Annotated in this window: 13 protein-coding genes; 7 read left to right on the forward strand and 6 right to left on the reverse strand. The window is 70.5% G+C overall.

Translation table 11 applies throughout. The features are described from left to right. Positions 1 to 27 precede the first annotated feature (27 nt). Together AB5J49_RS09045 and AB5J49_RS09050 are read right to left on the reverse strand one after the other, a co-directional pair. The gene (locus tag AB5J49_RS09045; protein WP_369168005.1) at positions 28 to 537 is read right to left on the reverse strand and encodes an RNA polymerase sigma factor; all 510 of its coding nucleotides are present in this window, start codon (positions 535 to 537) and stop codon (positions 28 to 30) included. 74 nt (positions 538 to 611) lie between these two features. Then, entirely contained in the window at positions 612 to 1,781 is a 1,170-nt protein-coding gene (locus tag AB5J49_RS09050; RefSeq protein WP_369168006.1) for a glycerophosphodiester phosphodiesterase, read from the reverse strand. Positions 1,782 to 2,151: 370 nt separating this feature from the next. Between AB5J49_RS09050 and AB5J49_RS09055 the strand changes: the two genes are divergently transcribed. After that, the gene (locus AB5J49_RS09055) at positions 2,152 to 2,826 is read left to right on the forward strand and encodes a lysophospholipid acyltransferase family protein (protein WP_369168007.1); all 675 of its coding nucleotides are present in this window, start codon (positions 2,152 to 2,154) and stop codon (positions 2,824 to 2,826) included. 247 nt (positions 2,827 to 3,073) lie between these two features. Here the strand turns inward: AB5J49_RS09055 and AB5J49_RS09060 are convergent, their stop codons facing one another. The 4 genes from AB5J49_RS09060 to argH form a co-directional block, all read right to left on the reverse strand. Next, a complete protein-coding gene (locus AB5J49_RS09060; RefSeq protein WP_369168008.1) occupies positions 3,074 to 4,597 on the reverse strand; it encodes an MFS transporter in 1,524 nt (507 codons plus the stop codon). Then, positions 4,594 to 5,145, reverse strand: coding sequence for a TetR/AcrR family transcriptional regulator (locus AB5J49_RS09065; RefSeq protein ID WP_369168009.1), 552 nt, complete (start codon positions 5,143 to 5,145; stop codon positions 4,594 to 4,596). Before AB5J49_RS09065 ends, AB5J49_RS09060 begins: the two co-directional genes overlap by 4 nt. Before the next feature lie 117 nt (positions 5,146 to 5,262). After that, positions 5,263 to 6,234 (reverse strand): aldo/keto reductase, encoded by a 972-nt coding sequence (locus AB5J49_RS09070; RefSeq protein WP_369168010.1) that lies wholly within the window; start codon positions 6,232 to 6,234, stop codon positions 5,263 to 5,265. 202 nt (positions 6,235 to 6,436) lie between these two features. After that, on the reverse strand, positions 6,437 to 7,864 hold the full coding sequence (gene argH / locus AB5J49_RS09075; protein ID WP_369168011.1) for an argininosuccinate lyase: 1,428 nt from the start codon (positions 7,862 to 7,864) through the stop codon (positions 6,437 to 6,439). Positions 7,865 to 8,124: 260 nt separating this feature from the next. Here argH and AB5J49_RS09080 point away from each other — a divergent pair, with 260 nt between their 5' ends. The 6 genes from AB5J49_RS09080 (at position 8,125) to AB5J49_RS09105 (ending at position 13,535) form a co-directional block, all read left to right on the forward strand. Then, the gene (locus tag AB5J49_RS09080; RefSeq protein ID WP_369168012.1) at positions 8,125 to 8,976 is read left to right on the forward strand and encodes a hypothetical protein; all 852 of its coding nucleotides are present in this window, start codon (positions 8,125 to 8,127) and stop codon (positions 8,974 to 8,976) included. Between the two features lie 117 nt (positions 8,977 to 9,093). Then, positions 9,094 to 9,681 (forward strand): pyridoxamine 5'-phosphate oxidase family protein, encoded by a 588-nt coding sequence (locus AB5J49_RS09085; RefSeq protein ID WP_369168013.1) that lies wholly within the window; start codon positions 9,094 to 9,096, stop codon positions 9,679 to 9,681. Between the two features lie 3 nt (positions 9,682 to 9,684). Further along, entirely contained in the window at positions 9,685 to 10,386 is a 702-nt protein-coding gene (locus tag AB5J49_RS09090) for a L,D-transpeptidase (RefSeq protein ID WP_369168014.1), read from the forward strand. A 119-nt stretch (positions 10,387 to 10,505) separates the two neighbouring features. Then, positions 10,506 to 11,888 carry a ferric reductase-like transmembrane domain-containing protein gene (locus AB5J49_RS09095; RefSeq protein WP_369168015.1) on the forward strand — a complete coding sequence of 461 codons (1,383 nt, stop codon included), beginning with the start codon at positions 10,506 to 10,508 and terminating at the stop codon, positions 11,886 to 11,888. A gap of 38 nt (positions 11,889 to 11,926) precedes the next feature. After that, a complete protein-coding gene (locus tag AB5J49_RS09100; RefSeq protein WP_369168016.1) occupies positions 11,927 to 12,739 on the forward strand; it encodes an FMN-binding protein in 813 nt (270 codons plus the stop codon). Then, positions 12,732 to 13,535 carry an FAD:protein FMN transferase gene (locus tag AB5J49_RS09105; RefSeq protein ID WP_369168018.1) on the forward strand — a complete coding sequence of 268 codons (804 nt, stop codon included), beginning with the start codon at positions 12,732 to 12,734 and terminating at the stop codon, positions 13,533 to 13,535. The genes AB5J49_RS09100 and AB5J49_RS09105 overlap by 8 nt, the downstream gene beginning before the upstream one ends. Positions 13,536 to 13,657: the final 122 nt, after the last annotated feature.

Raw genomic sequence — 13,657 nt, forward strand, 5'->3', positions numbered from 1 at the left:
CACCTGATCGCCTGTCGTCCCTCACTCCTATCCCCGCGCTCCGCGGGCCGCAACCTCCGGCGCGAGCAATCGACGCAGACATCCCAGGCATCTGGAACGTTCCGGCCCGAGACTGCCCTGTGAGATACCCAACTCCCCCGCGATTTCCCGGTATGTCAGGTCGTTCGGGGAGAGCAGGGCCTCCATGAGGCGGGGGCAGCGGCCAGGGAGGCGGCGCACCGCTTCGCGCAGGTCTCGGCGGCGGGCGGCCGCGAGGGCCAGGTGTTCGGGGTCGTGGCGATCGGTGTCGGCGGCGGGCTCGGTCTCGTACGGCCGTTCCCGTCGTGTCGTACGGCGGCTTCGGCGCGCCTCGGAGCGGACGGCCCTGCGCAGCCAGCCCTGCGGGTCCACGGGCGGGCCGTCCGAGTCGAGGCGTTCCAGGAGGCGGAGCCAGACCGCCTGCTCCAGGTCGCCCGGCTCCGTTCCGGAGGCGTGTGCCTCGGCGGAGGCCTCCGCGAGGAGCAGCGGGCGCAGGGCGGCAACCAGGTCGTCCGTCATATGCGGCACGACGCGGCCGCCCGGGCGCAGGGTTGCCCGGGCGGCCGACAGTCACCCCAACCGGGGCGTGGGGCTCAGCCGTTGACGAAGTCCTCGCGGGCCAGCACGCCCGTGTCCGGGTTGTCGGTGAAGACGCCGTCGATGCCGGTCGCGAAGTAGACCTTGTAGGCGCCGAAGACGTCGCCGTAGGCGTCCGCGTCGGTGCCCTTGCGGAAGCTCGCGGGGAGGAAGGGGTTCTCGTTGCGCATGGTCCAGGGGTGCAGGACCAGACCGACCTTGTGCGCGTCGTTCACCAGTGTGGTGGGCGTGGTGAGGTTGCCGTTCGCGTCCTTCGGGATGACCAGGTCCAGGGTGGGGCCGATGCCCTGGGCGTAGGAGGCGATCTCCCTCAGGCCGGCCGGCTTGACCAGGTCGGCGACCGTGCGCGGGTCGCCCGTCTCGACGAAGTCCCAGGGGCGGGTGGTCGGGCCGGAGAGCAGGACCACCAGCGGGTTGTCGACCAGCTTGTTCAGGCGCTGGATGCTGGTCGGCTCGAAGGACTGGATGACGACCGGCGAGTTCCGCCGGTCCTTGCCGTGCTTGTGCAGCACCTTGGCGACCCGCTCCTCCAGGCCGAGGCCCAGCTTGCGGAAGTAGGTGGGGTGCTTGAGCTCGGGGTAGATCCAGACCTGCTTGCCGCGCTTACGGGTCTGCTCGTCCTGCCACTTCAGGACCTCTTCGAAGGTAGGGATCTCCCAGCGGCCGTTGTAGAGGGTGTTGTGCGGGCGGTTGGCCGGGATGCGCTCGGTCGCGCGCAGGGTCTTCAGCTCGGCGAGCGTGAAGTCCTCGGTGAACCAGCCGGTGGTGGAGACACCGTCGAGGAGCTTCGTCTTCTTGCGGTCGGCGAACTCGGGATGGTCCGCGACATCGGTCGTGCCGCCGATCTCCGGCTCGTGCCGGCACACCGGGTGGCCGTCCTTGGTGGGCACCAGGTCGCCCGCCTCGACGATGTCGGCGCCCAGGTCCAGGGCCAGCTGGTAGGAGCCGAGGGTGTGCTCGGGCCGGTAGCCGCTGGCCCCACGGTGGCCGATGATCGTCGGCTTGGGCAGGCTCTTGAGTCCACCGCCGCCGCCACCATGCCGGCTCTCGGCCGCTCTCGCCGTACCGGACAGTCCGAGGACCGCTCCGCCCGCGCCGAGCACGGCCGCGCCGAGTAGCGTCCGCCGTCCGGTCACGCCCGCCTGCTCGTTCTCCTGGGTTCCCATGAGGGCCCTCCCTGACCATCCGCTCATTCAGTGCGCGCCGATCGTAGGTGCGTGCACATGACGGATGGGAGACCTTCGGCGGAACTCGCGGGTGACGCTGAATGTCGTACGGGAAAGGTGAGATGACGGCACGTCGGAATGGGTGCGGCAGTGCGGGGAAGTCGTCCGATAGGCCCTCGGGGCGATGTCCGTCACATCATGGCGAGCGCGTTACGCGCCGTCCACACCGCGCCACCGCAGGTAAACGTACGTCAACAGTGCGTAAGGCCTCGGTGAAGTCGGCCCACCCGATGTGCGGGACCCGGGGAACCGCGAGTATCGTCCTCACCTGCACAGACTTATACCGAATCCCTTGACACCGGAGGGCCCGTTGTCCCGCTTCGCGCTCATCAAGGCAGTGCTCGGACCGATCATGCGCCTGATGTTCCGCCCACAGGTGGAGGGCGCGGAGCACATCCCGGGCGACGGTCCGGTCATCCTGGCCGGCAACCACCTCACGTTCATCGACTCGATGATCCTGCCGCTGGTCTGCGACCGTCAGGTCCTCTTCATCGGCAAGGACGAGTACGTCACCGGCAAGGGCCTCAAGGGCCGCCTGATGGCCTGGTTCTTCACCGGCGTCGGCATGATCCCGGTCGACCGGGACGGCGGCCGGGGCGGTGTCGCGGCCCTGATGACCGGGCGCCGCATCCTGGAGGAGGGCAAGGTCTTCGGCATCTACCCCGAGGGCACGAGGTCTCCCGACGGGCGGCTGTACCGGGGCCGCACCGGCATCGCGCGGCTGACGCTGATGACCGGGGCGCCGGTCGTGCCGTTCGCCATGATCGGCACCGACAAGATCCAGCCGGGTGGGGCGGGGATGCCTCGGCCTCGTAAGGTGACGGTCCGCTTCGGCGAGGCCATGGAGTTCTCCCGGTACGAGGGGATGGACCGCGACCGTTATGTCCTGCGGGCGGTCACCGACTCGGTGATGACCGAGGTCATGCGGCTGTCCGGGCAGGAGTACGTGGACATGTACGCGAGCAAGGCCAAGGAAGCGGCGTAGCTCCGCTGGTTGGGCGGGGGGCTCGGGGGGCTTCGGGCTGATTGTTGGCCGCGGGTTCGTGGGGGCTTGTCGCGCCCACGCGGCGAAGCCGCACATCGATACAGCCCCGCGCCCCTTTGGGGGCGCTCCTCTGCGGGCGCTCCAACGGCGGGCCCTCCCCCGCGTTCGAGAACAACCGCACCTGACCGGCGCGCGACTCCACGATCCGCGGTCGGCGGCGAGCGGGGCGAACTCCCCGCCCGCCTCCTTAAGGTCGGTCGTCCAGCCGTTGGCCGCGGAGGAGGAAGCATGCTGCCAGCGCCGCCGCGAGCAGTACGGCCGCCCCGACGCCCGCCGCGAGCGCAAGCCCGTCCACGAAGGAGCTGCGGGCCGCGTCCAGCATCGCCTCGGACGTCTGCGCCGGCATCCCCGCCGCCGCTTCCACCGCGCCGCCCAGTGACTCGTGTGCCTCCGGCGGAGTGCCCGCCGGGCCGGTGAAGTCCCGGTACACACCGGTCACGATCGAACCCAGTACGGCGATCCCCAGGGCCGCTCCCAGCTCGTACGCCGTCTCCGATACCGCGGACGCCGCCCCCGCATGCTCCTTCGGCACGCTGGAGAGGATCACGTCGGACGTCACCGTGAACGAGAAGCCCGCGCCGACGCCGACCACCAGGAGGGCCGCGCCGAGCAGCGGATACCCCGTCGAGCGGTCGATCACCGTGAGCGCGGCCAGGGCGAGGCCGATCGCCGCCAGGCCGCCGGAGACGACGACCCGTACCGAGAAGCGCCGGGCCGCGCGGCCGGCGAGCAGGCCGGCCACCACCGCGCCGATCGCCGCGGGCAGTTCGGCCAGACCCGCCTCGAACGGGCCCCTGCCCTGCACGAGTTGCAGGAACTGGGAGAGGAAGAACACCAGGCCGGACAGGCCGAGGATGGTCAGCAGGTCGGCTAGCACCGCACCGCTGAAGCCGCGGTGGCGGAACAGCCGCATGTCCAGCAGCGGGGTCGGCAGGGTGAACTGACGGCGGACGAAGCCGTACAGCGCGGCCGCGCCCAGCAGACCCACGGCGAGCGTGGCCCACGTGAAGCCGTGTGTGGCGGCCTCCTTGACGGCGTACACGATGCCGACCATGCCGACGAGGGACAGTGCGACGCTGACCATGTCCCACGGGCCGGAACTCGGGTTCCGCGATTCGGGCAGCAGCTTGATGCCGACGAGGACGAGGACCACCATCACCGGCAGGTTGATCAGGAAGACCGAGCCCCACCAGAAGTGTTCGAGCAGGAAGCCACCGACGATGGGGCCGACGGCCGTACCGGCGGAGGCGGTGGCGCCCCAGATGCCGACGGCGAGGCTGCGTTCGCGCGGGTCGTGGAAGAGGTTGCGGATCAGGGCGAGCGTGGCGGGCATCAAGGTGGCGCCCGCGACACCGAGCAACGCCCGGGCCAGGATCATCAGTTCAGGTGTCGTCGCATACGCGTTGAGCACGGATATCGCGCCGAACGCCGTGGCGCCGACGAGCAGGATCCGCTTGCGGCCGATGCGGTCGCCGAGGCTGCCCATCGACACCAGCAGACCTGCGATGACGAACGAGTAGACGTCGCCTATCCACAGCAGCTGGGTGCCGGAGGGCTTCAGGTCCTCGCTGATGTAGGGGGTCGCGAGGCCGAGGACGGTCGCGTCCACGGCCACCAGCAGCACGGCGAGCACGAGGACGGACAGCGCGAGCCAGCGGCCCGGGCGCTTCACCGCCTCGGTCGTGGTTGCCGACTGCAGGGTGCTGGTCATGATCCCTCTCTTCTGAGTGCGCCGCCGAGCAGCAGCTCGACGATCATGTGGTGAAAGTCCTTGGGGGCGACCTTGCCGCTCTGCACGACCCAGGCGCCGGAGGCGAGCAGCCCGAACAGGGCTTCGGTGAGCCACGCGGGCGTGAGGTCGATCCGGAACTCGCCGTTCTCCTGTCCGCGCCGGAACAGCGCGGCGATACGGCTGTCGATCCTCGACCAACCCTCGTTCTGCTCCTCGCCTTCGAACAGCTGGTTCTCGGTGTAGAGGAAAGCGAGGAGTCCGGCGGCGGGCTCGATCGCGCGGACGAGGCGTCGTACGGCGTCACTCGCCGCCCCTTCGTCCAGCAGCGCCGCGTCCACCGCTGCCTCACACTCCGCGATACCGAGCGCCTCCAGCGCCCGCACGAGCGCGTCGCGCCCGGCGAAGTGCCGGTGCAGCGTGGCCCGGCTGATCCCGGCGGCCCTGGCGACCTCGTCCATGGTCGCGGTGGATTTGCGGGTCAGCAGGGCTGCGGCACTGCGGAGCACGTGCTCAGGATCGACGGCCATGAGACGACCATAGCGCATGTGAGACATTGATGTCTCATCCAGGGCATGCGTGACTCACACCCACTGGCTCTTCCCATGGGTCAGTGGATCAGTGGATCAGTGGCTCAATGGCGCGCGTCAGTGCCAGGGCAGCTGCCCGCGCCGCTCCCAGTAGGCGCCCGGCTCCTCGACCAGCGCGGCGAGCCGTTCCAGCTGGCCTTCGTCGAGGTCGACCACGGCGGCGTGCAGGTTGGACCCGAGCTGTACGGTCGTCGCCGCACCGGAGAGGACCACTCCGGCCCAGGGCTCGCGCAGGATCAGGGCGAGGGCGACGGCGTCGCAGCCGAGGGACGTTTCTTCGGCTACGGCCTTCAGCGCGTCCGGCGCGTACGGGTCCGCGAGCCGCCCGTTGGCCATGCCCTCCTTGACGATCACCGTGAGCCCGGCGTCGTGAGCCTCGGCGAGGGCGGGGCCGGCCGAGGTCTCCAGGGCGTTGTACGTCGACTGGACGGTACGGAAGAGGGGCTCGCCGTCGACCGTCACGGCGAGGGCGGCCCGGATCGCGTCGGCCTGGGCGGGGCCGCTGGTGGAGAAGCCGACGGTGAGACCCTGGGCGGCGGCTTCGGCCAGCCTGACGTGGAGGTCCTTGTCGGTGAGGGCGGGGCTGTCCGGGGTCACCGAGTGGATCTGGTACAGGTCGAGCCGGTCGCCGAGGAGGGCGTCGGTCTCGGCGCGCTGGCGCTCGTACGTCGGGAGCGTGTGGTCCTTGACCTCGTGCTTCTCGGCGTCGGTGGACCAGTCGGCGGTGTAGGTGTAGCCCCACTTGCTGCCTACGACGATGTCGTCGATGTCGGGGCGGGCGTGCAGCCAGTCGGCGAGGAACTCCTCGGAGCGGCCGTAGGAGCGGGCGGCGTCGAAGTAGCGGACGCCCTGGGCGTAGGCGGCGTCGAGGAGTTCGTGGGTGCGGGTGCGCAGCGTTTCGACGCTGCGGTTGTCTCCGAGGTCCTGGTCTCTGCCGAGGTTGATGTAGCCGGGGCGGCCGACCGCAGCGAGACCGAGGCCGATGTGGCAGGTCGGGGTCGTTGCTGTGGCGAGGCGGGCGAAGGGCATCGCGGGCTCCGTTCGGTCGGATCCGGTTCGGCTTCCGACCAACGTAACCCGTGATGACCTTCGCCTCAGAGCTCGGGTTGTGCGGTGTTGTGGCGGGTGCGGGGAACGTCGTGGCTTGTCGCGCCCGCGCGGCGGAGCCGCACATGGACACAGCCCCGTGCCCCAAAGGGCCTGCGGCCCCTGGGGCACGGGCCCCCTGTCCCTAGTTCTTGGCAGTCGCCCACTCATGCTGAGCCGCCACGTCCTGCTTCACGTCGGCCAGTTGGACCGCCACCGCGCTCGGGGCCGTGCCACCCCGGCCGTTGCGGGAGGCCAGCGCACCGGGAACGTTGAGCACCGACCGGACCTCCGGCGTCAGGTGGGCCGAGATCTTCGCGAACTGCTCGTCCGTCAAGCCGTCCAGCTCCTTGCCCTCGGACTCGGCGACCTTGACGCACTCGCCGGCGACCTCGTGGGCGACGCGGAAGGGGACGCCCTGCTTGACGAGCCACTCGGCGATGTCGGTGGCGAGGGAGAAGCCGGCCGGGGCCAGTTCCTCCATGCGCTCGCGGTTGACGGTGAGGGTGGCCATCATGCCGGTGAAGGCGGGGAGCAGGACCTCCAGCTGGTCGCAGGAGTCGAAGACCGGCTCCTTGTCCTCCTGGAGGTCGCGGTTGTAGGCGAGGGGCAGGGCCTTGAGCGTGGCCATCAGGCCCGTCAGGTTGCCGATCAGCCGGCCGCTCTTGCCGCGCGCCAGCTCCGCGATGTCCGGGTTCTTCTTCTGCGGCATGATCGACGAGCCCGTGGAGAAGGCGTCGTGCAGGGTCACGAAGGAGAACTCCTTCGTGTTCCAGATGATGACCTCCTCGGCGATCCGGGAGAGGTTCACGCCGATCATCGCGGTGATGAAGGCGAACTCGGCGACGAAGTCGCGGGACGCCGTACCGTCGATCGAGTTGGCGACGGACCCGTGCTCGAAGCCGAGGTCCTTCGCCACCGACTCCGGGTCCAGACCGAGGGAGGAACCCGCCAGGGCGCCGGAGCCGTACGGCGAGACGGCCGTGCGCTCGTCCCACTGCCGCAGCCGCTCCGCGTCCCGGGACAGCGACTGGACGTGGGCCAGGACGTGGTGGGCGAAGAGCACCGGCTGGGCATGCTGGAGGTGGGTGCGGCCGGGCATCGCCACGTCCGGGTGGGCCTCGGCCAGGCCGATCAGCGCGTCCTGGAGGTCGGCGATCAGGCCGCCGATGACGCGGGCGTGGTCGCGGAGGTACATCCGGAAGAGGGTGGCCACCTGGTCGTTCCGGGACCGGCCGGCGCGCAGCTTGCCGCCCAGGTCCGGGCCGAGGCGCTCCAGCAGGCCCCGCTCCAGGGCGGTGTGGACGTCCTCGTCGGCGATCGTGCCCACGAAGGAGCCGTCGGCGACGTCCGCCTCCAGTTGGTCGAGCCCGGCGATCATGCGGGTCAGCTCGTCCTGCGTGAGCAGCCCCGCCTTGTGCAGCACGCGCGCGTGGGCACGCGAACCGGCGATGTCGTAGGGGGCCAGCCGCCAGTCGAAGTGGACGGACGCGGACAGCTTGGCCAGGGCCTCGGCGGGACCGTCGGCGAAACGGCCGCCCCAGAGCCGGACGTCACCGCTGTTGCTGCTCACTCGCTGTGCTCCTCGGGAGGGTCTGGGTGTGGCACCGCCTCCCCGTGGCGTGAACGGGGAGGCGGTCGTCAGGCTAGTGCGCGCTCACCACACTGTGCATGCATGATTATGCAGAGCTCCGCATGATTCGTCAATCTCGGCTCACGGCAGCGGAAATCCGAACCGCCTTTGAACGCGGGAAACCGCTTACCCGTATCTCTCGCCGAACGCAGGCGCCGCGTTTGCCAACAACGACCACCTGACCCGAGTGAGGCATCCGCATGTCCAGGGCCCTTCCGAAGCACAACAAGCGTCGCGTCGCGTTCATCGGCGGCGCTGCCGCGGTGGCACTGTCCGGCACGGTGATCGCCGGCTTCGCCCTCGCGGGGGAGACGTCCAAGAGCAGCGGGACCAGCGCCCGCACACTGGCGAGCCCCGGCACGATCACATGCCCGGACGTCAGGTCCAAGCTGCCCGCGGTCCCGGCCTCCGCCAAGGCCGAGGTCGACCGCAACCTCACCCTGCTCAACACCCAGATCCAGGAGGCCAACCAGCGCCTCGTCAACACCGTCGGCCAGGGCGGCCCCAACTTCGTCCAGAACGCCATCCTCGGCCCGCTCAAGGACAAGCGCGTGGCGACGGTCAACCGCATCGCGACGGCGATCGGACGCACGGCAGCCAAGCCGCAGGGGCTGGACGCGCTGGCGCCGTGCACCCTGAACGCGACCGGGACCAATGCGGGCGGCGGCGCCAAGGCCACGCCCCCCGCGAAGGCGACCCCCGGGCAGCAGGCCGGCGGGAACACGGGCAACACCGGAAACAGCGGCAGCGCAGGCGGTGTCGGCACGATCAGCTGCCCCGACGTGAGGTCGAAGCTGCCCGCGGTGCCGGCCTCCGCCAAGGCCGAGGTCGACCGCAACCTCGCACTGCTCAACACCCAGATCCAGGAGGCCAACCAGCGCCTCGTCAACACCGTCGGCCAGGGCGGCCCCAACTTCGTCCAGAACGCCATCCTCGGCCCGCTCAAGGACAAGCGCACCTCCACCATCGACCGCATCGCCATCTCGATCGGCCGCACCGCCGCGAAGCCGCAGGGCCTGAACTCCCTGGCGGCCTGCCAGCTCGTCAAGTGACGTGACAGGCAGCCATGGCCGCCCCGTTGGCACGCCGGCCGGGGCGGCCATGGCGTCTGCGAGCGAACAGGCGAAGTCCTTAGACAAGCGAACGACCCACGTCCATAATCTATGGACGTGGGCAAAACTTACGAACGCATAGACGGCAGGCTCCGCACCTTCATCGAGGAGCAGCCCCTCTTCTTCACCTCGACCGCTCCCCTGTCCGCCGACGGCACGGTCAACCTCTCCCCCAAGGGTCTGCGCGGCTCCTTCGCCGTCCTCGACGAACTCACCCTGGCCTACCTCGACTTCGCCGGCTCCACCGCCGAGACCATCGCGCATCTGCGGGAGAACGGCCGGATCACCCTCATGTGGTGCGCCTTCCAGGGCCCGCCCAACATCGTCCGCGTACACGGCCGCGGTGAGGCCGTCCTGCGCGACGACCCACGGTTCAAGGAGCTGCTCGGGCACTTTCCCGACATCGACCCGTCCCTGCACGGCCTGCGCGCGATCATCGTGGTGCGGGCCGAGCTCGTTCGCGACTCCTGCGGGTACGCGGTGCCCCTCATGACGTACGACGAGGACCGCGACCTGCACGCGAGGCGGTTCGCGCGCGAGGACGACGACTCGCTCAGCGCGTATTTCGCCAAGAAGGAGCACATCGCGACCAGCCTGGATGGCCTACCCGGGCTGCCGTTGCCGCTGCCTCCGTCTAGCGTCTGAGCCATGCGCCCCGGTGTCGTCGCCCTCGCGTCCGCGTCCCTCCTCGTGCTCGGCGCCGCGCCGGGCGAGGGACCGCCACGACCGCTGCCCGCGCGCATGGCCGACACCGGGGGCGGCTCCCAGCTGATCACCGCGGTGGCACCGAGGACCGGCTCGACGTCGGGGACTCTCACCTGGTGGGATCGCGTCGACGGGCAGTGGGTGAAGGCCGGTTCGGCGCCGGCCCGCTTCGGGGCGAAGGGTCTCGTCGAGGGGACCAGGCGCAAGCAGAGCACGAACACGACGCCCACGGGGCTGTACGGGCTGCCGTACGCCTTCGGCATCGAGGCGGCACCGCCCGGTACGACGTACGAGTACCGCCGTGTCAACCGGGACTCCTGGTGGTGCCAGGACAACGACTCCCGTGCCTACAACCGCTGGACCGAGCCGCGCCCCGCGCACTGCCGCGCGGCGGAGGCCGAGCACCTCGTCAGCTACGGGGCAAGGTACTCGTACGCGCTGGTCATCGGGTTCAACTACGAGCGTCCGGTGAAGGGGCGAGGCGCCGGGATCTTCCTGCATGTCAACGGGGGTGGGGCGACGGCCGGTTGTGTGTCGGTGCCGCGGGCGGCGATGAAGCGCATCCTCGACTGGGCCGATCCCGGGCGCGGACCGCACCTCGCGATCGGGACGGCGAGCGGCAGCACGGCGATCACCCGGTACTGAGCAAGCACTGAAGCAAGCCGGGCAAGCCCCACTGAACACACGGACCTCCCCGCACGTATCTCTGGGCCAAGGGACCACGCCCATCACGCACTCCCCTTGCTCCCGTCCCCGGAGGACTCGTGACCACCACGCTCGCAGGCGGCCGTGCCGCTCGCCGCCAGACGATGCGCCGTATCCGCCCGCGCCGCTCACCGGCCGTCCCGCTGGTGATCGCCCTATGGGCGGGTGCGGCGGCGGTGCTGTGGCTGTGGTGGGACAACACGCCGTCCCTCGCGGACAACACCGCCAAGATCCTCGCCGCCGGGCGGATCACCGGTCTGCTGGCCGGTTATCTCATGGCGCTCGTCGTGCTGCAGATGGCCCGGGTGCCCGCGCTGGAGCGGCGGGTGGGCTCGGACCGGGTCGCGCGGTGGCACGCGATGAGCGGCCGCTACACGATCTGCCTGGTCATCGCGCACGTCTTCCTCACCATGTGGGCGTACGCGCTCCAGGCCGGCAAGACGCTCGGTGACGTCGTCCAGCAGACGATCGACTCGGTCAACACGCTGCCGGACATGGGAAAGGCGGCCATCGGCACCGGCCTGCTCTTCTTCATCGCGTTCATCTCGATCGGCGGGATCCGCCGCCGGATCCCGTACGACACCTGGTACCACGTGCACCTGCTCACGTACGCGGCGGTGTACCTGACGTTCTGGCACCAGATCACCACCGGCAACGAGTTCGCCGTCGAGCCGTCCGCGAAGACCTTCTGGTACGGGCTGTACGGGGTCGTGACCGCGCTGGTGGTCTGGTACCGGATCCTCACCCCGATCCGCCTCAACCTGCGGCACCGGATGTACGTCGAGGCCGTCATCGAGGAGACGCCGGGCATCGTGTCGGTGCTGATCGGCGGGCGCAAGCTGCACCGCATGGGTGCGGAGGCCGGGCAGTTCTTCCGGTGGCGGTTCAAAGCGCCGGGGATGAGGTTCAGTTCCCATCCCTACTCGTTGTCGGCTGCGCCTCGCCCCGACATGCTGCGGATCACGGTCAAGGCGATCGGCGACCACACCTCGCGGCTGCGCGACCTGAAGCCCGGCACCAAGGTGTGGGCCGAGGGGCCGTACGGCGCGATGACCGCCCAGCGCCGCAGCCGGGGCAAGGTGCTGCTGGTCGCGGGCGGGGTCGGCATCACGCCGATGCGGGCCCTGTTCGAGACCCTGCCCGGCGCGTCCGGCGACATCACCCTGCTCTACCGGGCCAACAGCACCCAGGACCTGGCGCTGTGGGACGAGCTCGCGGCCATCGCCGACGAGCGCGGTGCCCGGCTGATGTACGCGGTCAACAGCCCGGACGGCGAACGGCCGGACATCTCCGCGGAGCGGCTGCTCCAGAAGCTGCCGGACATCGACAAGCACGACGTGTTCATGTGCGGGCCGGCCGGCTTCGCGCAGTCCGTCTACGAAGCACTGCGCGGCGCGGGTGTGCCCGCCCGCCGCATCCATCACGAGTCGTTCGAGATGTGAGCGACGGGACTCAGAAGACTTCAGGAGCTGTAGGAGCCATGAGGAAGAGTCACCCCATCCGACGTGTCGTGCTGGCCGGTGCGGCCACCGTGTCCGGGATCGTGCTGCTGCTGTCGCTGAAGCCGGCGACCGACCCGGCCTCCGCGGCGGCGGGCGGCGCGGTGCCACCCGTGGCGGCGCAGTCGCCGCAGGGCGGCGCCCAGGCCGCCGGGAGCGGCACGATCACCGGTGACGCGGCGCAGACCCAGTACGGAACCGTGCAGGTGCGGCTGACCGTGGCGAACGGGAAGATCACCCAGGCGGAGGCCGTCCAGGCACCCAAGGGCGGCCAGAGCGACCAGGTCACCGCGAACGCCGTACCCAAGCTCAACCAGGCGGCGGTCACCGCGCAGAGCGCGAACATCGACGCGGTGTCGGGAGCGACGTACACCAGCGCCGGCTACAAGGAGTCCCTCCAGTCGGCCATCGACAAGGCGAAGGCGAGCGGCGGTTCGTCGCAGGGCTCGGGGTCGCAGGGCTCCGGCTCGCAGGGTTCCGGCTCGCAGGGTTCCGGTTCGCAAGGGTCGGGCGCCGCCCAGGCCCGCACCGTCACCGGCGGCGTCGCCCAGACCCAGTACGGGCCGGTCCAGGTCCGGATCACCGTCAGCGGCGGAAAGATCACCAAGGCCGAGGCGGTCCAGACGCCCAAGGGCGGCCAGAGCGACCAGGTCACCGCGAACGCCGTACCCAAGCTCAACCAGGCGGCCGTGGCGGCGGGCAGCGCCGACATCGACGCGGTCTCCGGAGCCACGTACACCAGCGCCGGCTACAAGGAGTCCCTCCAGTCGGCCCTGGACCAGGCCGGTGGCTGACACGGTGGCGGAACCGGCAGAAGCTCCCGCCGCGGCACGTCATGCGGAGGAGGTCATGGGGACGGTCTTCTCCTTCGACGTCCGCGGCGGGGAACCCGGTGCCGTCAAGGCGGCACTGGAGGAGGCGGTCACCGGACTGCACCGGGTCGACGAGGTGTTCAGCACCTACCGCGACGACAGCCAGATCTCCCTGCTGGCGCGCGGCGAGCTGACCGTCGAACGGTGCGATCCGGAGGTCGCCGAGGTGCTCGAACTGGGTGCCGAGGCGGAGCGGCTGAGCGAGGGCTGGTTCAGCACGTCGTACGAGGGCCGCCTCGACCCGACCGGCATCGTCAAGGGCTGGTCCGTCGAACGCGCGGCCCGCCGCCTGGCGAAGGTCCCCGGCGTCAGCGGCGTCAGCGTCAACGGCGGCGGCGACGTCCAGCTCCTCGGCCTACCGGGCGCACAGCGCCCCTGGCGCGTAGGAGTCTCCGACCCCCTCCGCCCGGGCGGCCTCGCGGCGGTCATCTCCGCCGCCGGCCTGGACGAACTGGCGGTCGCCACATCCGGCACGGCGGAGCGGGGCGCGCATATCGTCGACCCGCGCACCGGCCGCTCCGCGGTCACGGACCTGGTGGCGGTGACGGTGGTCGCACCACAGCTGACCTGGGCGGACTGCTGGGCAACGGCGGCTTTCGCGATGGGGTCGCGGCAGGGTCTGCGGTGGTTGGAGTCATTGCCGGACGTGGAGGCCCTCTTGATCACGGCCGGGGATGAAGTCCGCTGCACAGGCGGCCTCGCATCTCGACTGGGCTGAGTGAGCCGACCCAGGGGCGCGGGGCTGTATCGATATGCGGCTCCGCCGCGATGGGGTCCCCCCGCGCGAGCGAAGCCGAGAGTGGGGGAGCGACCAGCCACGACGCACCCGCAGTCGGCAAA

This window comes from Streptomyces sp. R28, from assembly GCF_041052385.1.
Lineage (GTDB): Bacteria > Actinomycetota > Actinomycetes > Streptomycetales > Streptomycetaceae > Streptomyces.

What these genes read in the sequence shown, in the direction of transcription:
- AB5J49_RS09050 (WP_369168006.1), bottom strand. Translation starts at nt 1,781, where the DNA reads ATGGGAACCCAGGAGAACGAGCAGGCGGGCGTGACCGGACGGCGGACG.
- AB5J49_RS09065 (WP_369168009.1), bottom strand. Translation starts at nt 5,145, where the DNA reads ATGGCCGTCGATCCTGAGCACGTGCTCCGCAGTGCCGCAGCCCTGCTG.
- AB5J49_RS09070 (WP_369168010.1), bottom strand. Translation starts at nt 6,234, where the DNA reads ATGCCCTTCGCCCGCCTCGCCACAGCAACGACCCCGACCTGCCACATC.
- AB5J49_RS09090 (WP_369168014.1), top strand. Translation starts at nt 9,685, where the DNA reads ATGCGCCCCGGTGTCGTCGCCCTCGCGTCCGCGTCCCTCCTCGTGCTC.
- AB5J49_RS09045 (WP_369168005.1), bottom strand. Translation starts at nt 537, where the DNA reads ATGACGGACGACCTGGTTGCCGCCCTGCGCCCGCTGCTCCTCGCGGAG.
- AB5J49_RS09080 (WP_369168012.1), top strand. Translation starts at nt 8,125, where the DNA reads ATGTCCAGGGCCCTTCCGAAGCACAACAAGCGTCGCGTCGCGTTCATC.
- AB5J49_RS09060 (WP_369168008.1), bottom strand. Translation starts at nt 4,597, where the DNA reads ATGACCAGCACCCTGCAGTCGGCAACCACGACCGAGGCGGTGAAGCGC.
- AB5J49_RS09100 (WP_369168016.1), top strand. Translation starts at nt 11,927, where the DNA reads ATGAGGAAGAGTCACCCCATCCGACGTGTCGTGCTGGCCGGTGCGGCC.